Source organism: Achromobacter semiaridum, assembly GCF_053543755.1.
The window spans coordinates 1-9,226 of the sequence record NZ_JBLVOL010000092.1 but is presented as its reverse complement, the minus strand read 5'-3'; the positions used below and the strand labels follow the sequence as shown (position 1 = coordinate 9,226).

Sequence of the window (9,226 nt, the reverse complement as noted above, 5' to 3'; positions counted from 1 at the left end):
CCCCACGCCCGCCGGGGCGGACGTGCGGGCGGACGTTGGGGGGGCGGGCTTGGAGGTAGGTGATCGGGCCATTGTGGTCGAATTTTCTGCGGTCGTTGTCGCGATTAGGATGGGTCCCTGCGTAGTTACAATAACACGTACACGTACAAGATAAGCACTATTCGATGGTTTGGCTCATCACTGAAAATCAATAAATCCGACGACAGACATAGGGTAATTACGCGTTTCTTGGCATGTGGCTCCGCCCTACGATAGTACGCATACGTCTTATGTGTCTTGTAAAGCCGCCCCGCCGGATGCCGCGACCGAGGTGAGCTTGAACTGTCAAGGTAAGGAGCTTCACCATGAGCGAAGGTCAAATTCTTTCCGGCTTCCTGGCGCCCCATCCGCCTCATCTGGTCTACGGCGAAAACCCGCCCCAGAACGAGCCGCGCTCTGAAGGCGGCTGGGAGCCGCTGCGCTGGGCGTATGAGCACGCGCGCGAAAGCATCGAACGCCTGAAGCCGGACGTGCTGCTGGTCCATTCCCCGCACTGGATCACGCAGGTGGGGCACCACTTTCTTGGCGTGCCCAGACTGGCGGGACGATCCGTTGACCCCATCTTTCCCAACATCTTCCGCTATGACTTCGGCATGGACGTGGATGTCGAACTGGCCGAGGCCTGCTGTGCAGAGGCCGCCAACCTGGGGCTGGTCAGCAAGATGATGCGCAACCCGAAGTTCCGGCCGGACTACGGCACGATCACCACGCTGCACATGGTCCGGCCGCAATGGGACATTCCCGTGGTGGGGATATCCGCCAACAACACGCCGTATTTCCTGAATACAAGGGAGGGGCAGGGCGAGATGGACTTGCTGGGCCGGGCCACGCGCGAGGCCATCCGCAAAACCGGGCGCCGCGCCGTGCTGCTGGCCAGCAACACCTTGTCCCACTGGCATTTTCATGAAGAGCCCGCGCTGCCCGAGGACATGACCAAAGAGCACCCCGAGCGCTATGACGGCTACAAGTGGGACGTGCGCATGATCAACCTGATGCGGCAGGGCCGCATGCAAGAGACCTTCCAGCTGTTGCCGCAGTTCATCGATGAAGCCTTTGCCGAAGTGAAGTCCGGCGCCTTCACGTGGATGCATGCCGCGATGGGCTATCCCGAACTTGCCGGCAGGCTGCATGGCTACGGCACCGTCATCGGCACCGGCAACGCGGTGATCGAATGGAACCTTCAGGACGCGGGTCTTTCAAGCCTGACGCCGGCTGCCCGGGCCGCCTGATCGCACCGTCTTGCAAAAGAAAAAGGGGAATGACATGAGCATCGTATCCGCGTTTCTTGTACCCGGCAGCCCGCTGCCGCAGTTGCGCCCCGACGTAGCGCCGTGGGGCCGCCTTCGAGACGCCCTGGCGCAAGCAGGCAAATCGCTGGCTGAATCCAAACCCGATTGCGTGCTGGTCTATTCCACGCAATGGTTCGCCGTGCTGGACCAGCTTTGGATCACCCGGGCACGCAGTACCGGCCTGCATGTCGATGAAAACTGGCACGAGTTCGGCGAGCAGGCGTTTGACATCTATTCGGATGCCGCCCTGGCGCACCGCTGCGTGCAGGCTTGCAATGACGCCGGCATCAAGACACGCGGCGTCGACTACGACCAGTTCCCGATCGACACGGGCACGATCACCGTGACCACACTGATGCACTTCGGTACGCCCGCGCTTCCCGTCGTCATCGCCGCCAACAATCTTTATCACGGCCCCGAGCAGACCGAGCAGCTGGGCGCCATCGCCGCGTCGGCCTTGCAGGACAAGCGTGTGGCGGTGGTGGGAATCGGGGGGCTGTCCAACAGCATGTTCCGCGAAACCATCGACCTTCAGGAAGACCACATTCTTTCCGACGCCGATGACACGTGGAACCGGCGCCTGCTGGCGCTGATGGAAAGCGGCGAGGTGGAAACCCTGCGCGCCAGCCTGCCCGACTATGCCAAGGAAGCGCATCCGGACATGGGCCTCAAGCAGTTCCATTGGCTGCTGGGCGCGATGGGCGGAAATTTCAAGCAGGCAATCGTGCATGGGTATGCACCGCTATATGGCAGCGGCGGCGCTGTCGTGGAATTCAAGCTTCAGTAGCGCGTGGCCGAAGGGTCGGCCAAATGGAAGCGGCCTTTATTTGCCAAGGAGCAGTCGTGTTCAAGCAGTACAGAAATTTCATTGATGGCCGGTTTGTCGACAGCCAGAAGCGCTTTGCCGGCATCAACCCGGCAACGGGCGTACGCTTTGCCGACGTGCACGAAGCCACCCAAGCGATGGTCGACCAGGCCGTCGCGGCGGGCCACCGGGCGGTACGCAGTTGGGGCGCGACGTCGGTGGCCGACCGGGCCGACATGCTCTACCGCATCGCCGACGAGATCGATCGCCGCGCGGACGACTTCCTGGACGCCGAGGTCAGCGATACGGGCAAGCCGGTGTCCCTGGCGTCCAAGCTTGATATTCCGCGTGGCGCGGCCAATTTCCGTATCTTTGCGGACATTCTGACGACGGCTCCGCTGGAGACGTTTCGCACCGAGCTGGCGGGTGGCGCCCACGCCATCAACTATGCCGTCAGAAAACCGCTGGGCGTGGTGGGCATCATTTCTCCGTGGAACCTGCCCCTGCTTTTGTTCAGCTGGAAAGTCGCACCCGCGCTGGCGTGCGGCAATGCGGTGGTGGCCAAGCCCTCGGAAGAAACGCCGGGCACCGCGACACTGCTTGCCGAGGTGATGCAGTCGGTGGGCTTGCCCGATGGCGTATTTAACCTGGTGCACGGCTTCGGCCCGAACTCGGCGGGGGAATTCATCACCCGGCATCCGGACATCAGCGCCATCACCTTTACCGGTGAATCAAAGACCGGCACGGCCATCATGCACGCCGCCGCCGCGGGCGTGAAGCCGGTGTCGTTCGAGCTGGGCGGCAAGAACGCGGCCATCATTTTCGCCGACTGCGACTTTGAGAAAACCGTGGAAGGCATGACCCGCGCGGCGTTCCTGAACAGCGGCCAGGTCTGCCTGTGCTCCGAACGCATCTTCGTTGAGCGGCCCATTTACGAGCGCTTTGTGGCTGCGCTTGCCGAACGCGCCAAGCGCATCAAGCTGGGCGACCCCACCGATGCGTCAACCGACATGGGCCCGGTGATTTCGGCCGCCCATCGGGACAAGGTACTTAGCTACTACGCGTTGGCGCGGCAAGAGGGCGCGCAGTTCATCGTGGGCGGCGGCACGCCCAGCTTCGGCAACGCGCTGGACGGCGGTTTCTGGGTCGAACCCACACTGATAGCCGGCCTGGCCGATGACGCGCGGTGCGTCTCGGAAGAAATATTCGGCCCCATCGGCCACGTCACGCCGTTTGATTCCGAAGCGGAAGCCATACGGCGTGCCAACGCCACGCCGTATGGCCTGGCCGCCACCATCTGGACCAGCAACGTCAACAAGGCGCACCGCGTCGCGCAGTCGATGAATGTGGGCATTGCCTGGGTCAACGCCTGGTTCCTGCGAGACCTGCGCACGCCGTTCGGTGGCAGCGGCTTGTCCGGAATCGGCCGCGAAGGGGGGCTGCATTCCTTGAATTTCTACTCTGAACTCACCAACGTTTGCATTCACGTGGACGCACCGGACGCCGTCAATGACTGAGAAACCCATGGCCCCAAGCAAGCTGTCATCCGCCGTCGTCGAAGGGCGCGCGCAGCCACGCGGCAAATTCCCGCACGTCAAGCGTGCCGGAGACTTTCTCTTTGTATCGGGCACCAGTTCACGCCGCCCCGATAACAGCTTTGTAGGCGCCGACGCCGACGCCATGGGCGTGCTGGACGCCGATATCCGGGCGCAGACGCGCGCCGTCATCGAGAACATCAAGGCGATTCTGGAAAGTGCGGGCGCCAGCCTGCAAGACCTGGTTGAAGTCTCCACGTATCTGGTCGATATGGGCGACTTCAAGGGCTACAACGAGGTCTACGCCGAGTACTTCGACTACGACGGCCCCGCCCGGACCACCGTCGCCGTGCACCAGCTGCCGCATCCGCTGCTGCGCATCGAAATCAAGGCAGTGGCGTACAAGCCGATTGATTCCAACGCTTAGAGAAAGGTCGTATCGTGATCCCCGAACACCCCGAAGAGCCGGCCAAGATCGCTCACCAAGCGTCGGCAACAGACATCAGCTTTACCAATCTTGCGCCACAGCCCCCGCTGTATCCCGCCGAAGCCGAGGACTACGCACGCGCGGCGTTGGCGCTTTCTGCTGCGGCTGTGCAGCGCTGCGAACGCATTGCCGACCTTCAATACGGCGACACGGCGGCGCACAAACTCGACGTGTACCCCAGCCGAAAACCAGCGGGACAAACCAGCCCGGTACTCGTTTTCGCGCATGGCGGCGCGTGGACGAATGGCTACAAGGAATGGGTGGCGTTGATGGCTCCCGCCTTGGTCGCCGCGGGCATTACGTTTGTCTCGATATCGTATCGACTCGCGCCAGCCTTCAAATGGCAGGCGCTATTGGATGACTGCCATGCCGCGCTGTCGTGGGTGGTTCGGAACATTCACGAATATGGCGCAGACCCCGCGCGCATTGCAGTGGGAGGCCATTCCGCGGGGGGGCATCTGATGACGCTTGCCGCATTAAGCGCGCAAGGCCTGCACCGCCACGGCATTTTGGCGTCGTCGATTCTCGCGTGCTTTCCGCTGTGCGCGCCGCTTGATATCCGGTATCCCGAACGTGCGCCGGGCAGCGGCGAAGAACGCACGCATCAGAACCTGCTGGATGACGTATCGGATGCCGAATCGGCAAGCCCCGTGTGTCGGGTGAATCAGGACACGCCGCCGATGTTGCTGGCGTACGCCCGGGAAGACCTGCCTCGCATCGTCAAGGGCAATCAAACGATGGAGGCCGAGCTGCGCAAGCTGGGTCGCCCCGTCGAAACCATGGTGCTACCGGGGGATCATTTCGCGCCGGCGATCGCGGCGGGGCAGGCGGACTCGCCCTGGATGAAGCGCCTGATTCAAATCATGCAGGGATGAGCCCTGCTTAAGAAGATCCGGAGAATCCGATGAAAGTTGCCCAATGCTTGGCGCTGTTGGCCCTTACCTTGTCTACGGCCGTGCAGGCGCAGTCCTGGCCGAACAAACCCATCAAGCTCATCATTCCCTATGCCGCGGGGTCCGGCCCCGACGTGGCGACGCGTCCCGTCGCCGAGCAGATCGGGCGAATACTCAAGCAGCCGGTGATCGTGGAAAACCTGGCCAGCGCGGGCGGCATCGTGGGCACCCGCACGGTGGCCAAGGCCGCACCGGACGGGTACACGTTCGGCTTTGGCAACAACATCACCTTGGCCGTCAATGCCAGTTTCTATCGCAGCCTGCCCTATGACCCGATCAAGGACTTTGCACCCGTCGGCTTGCTGTTCGACAACCCTTATATTCTTGTCGCCGGAAAGGACTTCAAGCCGAACTCAATTCAAGAGTTCATGGCCTATGTGAAGCAGAACCCCGGCAAGGTGAACTTCGCCTCGGGAACCGGGGTGGGCTCGGGCAGCCACCTGACCGGCGAAATGATGAAAGCGGTCGGCGCCCTGGATATCACGCACGTGCCGTACAAAAGCGGGTCGATGGCGCTGTCCGACGTGGTCAGCGGCCGGGTCGATGTGATGTTCGATAACGTGAACGGCGTCCAGCAGTTCGTCAACAACGGAACGTTGAAAGCGTTTGCCGTCACCAGCCCCAAGCGCCTGCCCACCATGCCCAACGTGCCGACGATGGCCGAATCCGGGTTTCCCAACTTTGAAGCGGTGGCCTGGGGCGGCATCGTGGCGCCCAGGGGCACGCCGCAGGCCATCATCAATCGCATGAACGAGGCAATCGGCCAGGCGTTGAAGACGCCCGAAGTCGTGCAAGCCAACGCCGCGATGTCGCTGAACCCGATCAGCTCAACGCCGGAAGCATTTACGGCATTCATCGCGGCCGAGACCAAACGATGGGCCGAGACGGTCAAAGTGTCGGGGGCCAGGGCGGAATAAGGGGGGCGGACGCGCCGTGGGCCTGCCTATCGCGTCGCCACAACAACGTGCGCCTGAATCTTGCCCGTGATGCCGCCCGGGCCAAAGCGGTCTTCAATCGCCGAAGCGGCAACGTCCGTTGCCTTCTCCAGAATGCCGGCATCGCGCGCTTCGAGTTCGGCGCGCATCGGCGTGCCTTGGCAATAGGCGACGGCGACGCTGCGGGGTGACTCGCCCAGGCTTTGCATGGCCATCGTATCGAAGGTGATGGCTTCGGTGAACCCGCCCGCCGCCAGCGCGCCGCGGATCTGCGTCTGGTCGTAGTAGCCGTGCGGCACTTTCACCATGAACCGGGGCGGGTCTGCCGGGAACAGCGTTGCCATTGCCTGCGTGACGCAGTCGGCGAATTCGTTTTCTTCTATGCGGTCCCAGACGTTGAACAAGAACGTGCCGCCCGGCCGCAGCACGCGGTGCGCTTCGGCAAAAGCCACCGCCTTGTCCGGAAAGAACATGGCGCCGAACTGGCATACCACTGCATCGAAAGCGCCGTCGGGAAAGGGCAGGTTCATGGCGTCGGCCTGGCGCCACGTGACGGGGCGGCTCGTGCCCAGGCTCATGGCATGTTCCAGCATTGGCTGGCTAAGATCGGTCGATACGATGGAGGTGCCGGCGGGCAGCCCGGCCGCCAGATGGCGTGTGACCACCCCGGTGCCCGCGGCGATTTCCAGCACGGATGACGGGGCCAGGGACGCGACCCGCCGCGTCATGTCCTGCGCATATCCGTCGAAAATCATCGGGACCAGGTACCGCTCGTATAGCTGCGGGATGGGTCCGGCAAAGGCGCGTTGGCCGCTGGATGTGTTCATGGTGATCGACTCCACAATAGGTCGATAAGGCCGCCCGACGTTGTGGGTGGCGCGGTTGCCGCTGTGCGCGACGACGTCATGCCGCCCGTCATCGAGTCATGGCTTTGCGCGCAAGCATGAACATCAACGATAGTACGCCTGAAAACGCCGTTTTCGATGCGGCGCGGGCCGCTTTCATGGCCTCGCAACCCTCAGGGAGGGTGCCCCGAAAGCGCAGATTTATTCGGTGTATGCTTGCCGGGCAAAAAATGCCCGGTAGCCATTGCCATCCGGTCCGTTATCTTCCGATCTCCTCTTGTCCGGACACCATGACCAAGGCCTTGTTAGTTGAAGACGATCCGAAGCTCTCGCGCCTGATTGCGCAATTTCTGGAGCAACATGGTTTCAAGGTCGCCCAGGCCTATCGCGGTGACCAGGCGGTGGAGGCGTTTCGGCGCCATGAGCCGGCCATCACCATCCTGGACCTGATGCTGCCGGGCCGCGACGGCTTGCAGGTGTGCCGCGACCTGCGCGCCTTTTCTTCGGCGCCCATCCTGATGCTGACCGCGCGTGAAGATGATCTGGACCAGATTCTTGGGCTGGAGTCCGGCGCGGACGATTACGTTATCAAGCCGGTGGAGCCGCGCGTGTTGCTTGCGCGGATTCGTGCCGTGATGCGCCGCCACAATCAGACGGACGCGCAGCCGGATCAGCTGGTGTTCGGCCCGTTATCGATTGACCGCCCGACGCGCTCGGTCACGCTTGCCGGCGCGGACGTCGATCTGACGACCATGGAATTCGAGATGCTGTGGGCGTTGGCCAGCCAGGCCGGTCAGGTGTTGACGCGCGACGATCTGCTGAATGCGGTGCGCGGCATTGAATTCAATGGCCTGGACCGCAGTGTGGACGTGTGCGTCAGCAAACTGCGCCGCAAGCTGGACGATGATCCGCGCGACCCGGCGCGCATCAAGACCGTCTGGGGCAAGGGTTACCTGTTTTCTCCCAAGGCGCACGAGCTCGGCGATGCTTAAGTTCGTTCTGCGCATCTTCGTGGTGCTGGCGATCGGTTTTGTGCTGTCGAATGAAGTGGTCGAGCGGGTTGCGAACTACGTCTTCGAGCCCGAGACCGCGAACTACACGCGCGAAGCGGTGCGCGGGCAATTGCACAGCCTGAAGCTGGAATTGGCCAGTGTGCCGCCCGAGGCGCGCCGCGACTATGTGCGCGATACGCTGGCCCCGCATTACGGCCTGGCCTTGCAGGTGCTGGACCCCGCCGACTACAACTCGCCCGACTTCGCGCTGACTGACGACGAGCGGCGCACCATCGAAGCGGGCGGCTTCTTCCTGCGTGACAAGCAGATGAGCTTTGTGTCCGCGCTGCCCGGGCCGGGCGCGCAATGGTTGCTGGTCAAGATGCCGCCCGAGCCGCTCGTGGGCACCTGGGTCATCGTGGCCATCTACACCGCGCTGGGCTTGCTGCTGTGCGGCTTCATGCTGGTGTGGGCGCTGCCGATCTGGCGCGACCTGGAAGCGCTGAAGACGGCCGCGCACCGCATGGGGCAGGGCGACTTGCAGGCGCGCGCCCGCTTGTCGCGGTATTCCAGCATCCGCGGGCTGGGCGACACCTTCAACCAGATGTCGGATCGCATTGCCGCGCTGATCAGCAATCAGCGCGAACTGACCAACGCGGTGTCGCATGAACTGCGCACGCCGATTGCGCGGCTGTCGTTCGAGCTGGACATGATCGACCGCGAGGCCGACCCGGAGGCGCGCAAGCGCTTGGTCGAGGACATGAAAAGCGATGTGGCCGAGCTGGACAGCATGGCCTCGGAGCTGCTGATGTATGCGCGCTTGCAGCACAAGAGCGCCGACGTGCCGCTACAAGCCCAGGACGCGCGCGGCTGGCTGGATGCCGTGGTGCAGCATGCCGCGTTCGAGGCCGAACTGCTGGGCGTCCATTGCAGGGTGACGCAGTGCGAATCCGACAAGGTGCATCTGCACCCGCGCTACATGACGCGCGCCTTGCTCAACCTGCTGCAAAACGCGATCCGCCACGCCGGCGAACGGGTACAGGTCGGCCTGACCAGCCCGGCGCCGCGGCACTATGTGCTGACGGTGGATGACGACGGGCCCGGCGTGCCGCCCGCCGATCGCGAACGGGTCTTCGAACCGTTCATCCGGTTGGACGAAAGCCGGGCGCGCGATACGGGCGGCACGGGGCTGGGGCTGGCCATCGTCAGCCGCGTGGCGCGCTGGCACAACGGCACGGCGCAGGTTTCCGACAGCCCCTTGGGCGGCGCCCGGTTCGTAATCAGCTGGAACGTCGGCTGACCTGGCGCTGTCTGGCCGAGCGCGGCCCGACCGAGCGCGGCCCGAC

10 protein-coding genes are annotated in these 9,226 nt (G+C 63.4%); 8 read left to right on the top strand and 2 right to left on the bottom strand.

Annotated features, from left to right (window positions below; all coding sequences use genetic code 11):
• Positions 1 to 344 precede the first annotated feature (344 nt).
• From ACNPP0_RS22355 to ACNPP0_RS22340, 4 genes are read left to right on the top strand one after another with little or no spacing between them, the layout of a single operon-like run.
• The gene (locus ACNPP0_RS22355) at positions 345 to 1,268 is read left to right on the top strand and encodes a DODA-type extradiol aromatic ring-opening family dioxygenase (protein ID WP_332611021.1); all 924 of its coding nucleotides are present in this window, start codon (positions 345 to 347) and stop codon (positions 1,266 to 1,268) included.
• 34 nt (positions 1,269 to 1,302) lie between these two features.
• A complete protein-coding gene (locus ACNPP0_RS22350) occupies positions 1,303 to 2,115 on the top strand; it encodes a DODA-type extradiol aromatic ring-opening family dioxygenase (RefSeq protein ID WP_448707040.1) in 813 nt (270 codons plus the stop codon).
• Between the two features lie 23 nt (positions 2,116 to 2,138).
• Positions 2,139 to 3,650: a 2-hydroxymuconic semialdehyde dehydrogenase gene (locus ACNPP0_RS22345; RefSeq protein WP_448707039.1), complete on the top strand. Its 1,512-nt coding sequence runs from the start codon at positions 2,139 to 2,141 to the stop codon at positions 3,648 to 3,650.
• A 7-nt stretch (positions 3,651 to 3,657) separates the two neighbouring features.
• Complete coding sequence (locus tag ACNPP0_RS22340) at positions 3,658 to 4,095, top strand: RidA family protein (RefSeq protein WP_448707038.1); 438 nt, start codon at positions 3,658 to 3,660, stop codon at positions 4,093 to 4,095.
• Here ACNPP0_RS22340 and ACNPP0_RS22335 read toward each other — a convergent pair.
• Positions 4,092 to 4,382, bottom strand: a complete 291-nt coding sequence (locus tag ACNPP0_RS22335) for a hypothetical protein (protein WP_448707042.1) — start codon at positions 4,380 to 4,382, stop codon at positions 4,092 to 4,094. The genes ACNPP0_RS22340 and ACNPP0_RS22335 overlap by 4 nt on opposite strands.
• On the opposite strand from ACNPP0_RS22335, the gene ACNPP0_RS22330 reads away from it, so the two are divergent.
• Together ACNPP0_RS22330 and ACNPP0_RS22325 are read left to right on the top strand one after the other, a co-directional pair.
• Positions 4,263 to 5,030: an alpha/beta hydrolase gene (locus ACNPP0_RS22330; RefSeq protein WP_448707041.1), complete on the top strand. Its 768-nt coding sequence runs from the start codon at positions 4,263 to 4,265 to the stop codon at positions 5,028 to 5,030. The genes ACNPP0_RS22335 and ACNPP0_RS22330 overlap by 120 nt on opposite strands.
• A gap of 29 nt (positions 5,031 to 5,059) precedes the next feature.
• On the top strand, positions 5,060 to 6,025 hold the full coding sequence (locus tag ACNPP0_RS22325) for a Bug family tripartite tricarboxylate transporter substrate binding protein (RefSeq protein WP_448707037.1): 966 nt from the start codon (positions 5,060 to 5,062) through the stop codon (positions 6,023 to 6,025).
• Between the two features lie 26 nt (positions 6,026 to 6,051).
• Here ACNPP0_RS22325 and ACNPP0_RS22320 read toward each other — a convergent pair whose 3' ends face one another.
• Positions 6,052 to 6,870: a class I SAM-dependent methyltransferase gene (locus ACNPP0_RS22320; protein WP_448707036.1), complete on the bottom strand. Its 819-nt coding sequence runs from the start codon at positions 6,868 to 6,870 to the stop codon at positions 6,052 to 6,054.
• Positions 6,871 to 7,178: 308 nt separating this feature from the next.
• On the opposite strand from ACNPP0_RS22320, the gene ACNPP0_RS22315 reads away from it, so the two are divergent.
• Together ACNPP0_RS22315 and ACNPP0_RS22310 are read left to right on the top strand one after the other, a co-directional pair.
• Positions 7,179 to 7,880, top strand: coding sequence for a response regulator (locus ACNPP0_RS22315; protein WP_332611029.1), 702 nt, complete (start codon positions 7,179 to 7,181; stop codon positions 7,878 to 7,880).
• Positions 7,873 to 9,180, top strand: coding sequence for an ATP-binding protein (locus ACNPP0_RS22310; RefSeq protein WP_448707035.1), 1,308 nt, complete (start codon positions 7,873 to 7,875; stop codon positions 9,178 to 9,180). Before ACNPP0_RS22315 ends, ACNPP0_RS22310 begins: the two co-directional genes overlap by 8 nt.
• The last annotated feature ends 46 nt before the right edge of the window (positions 9,181 to 9,226 follow it).

Excerpts from the sequence above, each read along its gene's own strand:
- ACNPP0_RS22355 (WP_332611021.1), top strand. The coding sequence starts at position 345 with ATGAGCGAAGGTCAAATTCTTTCCGGCTTCCTGGCGCCCCATCCGCCT.
- ACNPP0_RS22350 (WP_448707040.1), top strand. The coding sequence starts at position 1,303 with ATGAGCATCGTATCCGCGTTTCTTGTACCCGGCAGCCCGCTGCCGCAG.
- ACNPP0_RS22345 (WP_448707039.1), top strand. The coding sequence starts at position 2,139 with ATGGAAGCGGCCTTTATTTGCCAAGGAGCAGTCGTGTTCAAGCAGTAC.
- ACNPP0_RS22340 (WP_448707038.1), top strand. The coding sequence starts at position 3,658 with ATGGCCCCAAGCAAGCTGTCATCCGCCGTCGTCGAAGGGCGCGCGCAG.
- ACNPP0_RS22335 (WP_448707042.1), bottom strand. The coding sequence starts at position 4,382 with ATGCGCGAAAACGAGTACCGGGCTGGTTTGTCCCGCTGGTTTTCGGCT.
- ACNPP0_RS22325 (WP_448707037.1), top strand. The coding sequence starts at position 5,060 with ATGAAAGTTGCCCAATGCTTGGCGCTGTTGGCCCTTACCTTGTCTACG.
- ACNPP0_RS22320 (WP_448707036.1), bottom strand. The coding sequence starts at position 6,870 with ATGAACACATCCAGCGGCCAACGCGCCTTTGCCGGACCCATCCCGCAG.
- ACNPP0_RS22315 (WP_332611029.1), top strand. The coding sequence starts at position 7,179 with ATGACCAAGGCCTTGTTAGTTGAAGACGATCCGAAGCTCTCGCGCCTG.
- ACNPP0_RS22310 (WP_448707035.1), top strand. The coding sequence starts at position 7,873 with ATGCTTAAGTTCGTTCTGCGCATCTTCGTGGTGCTGGCGATCGGTTTT.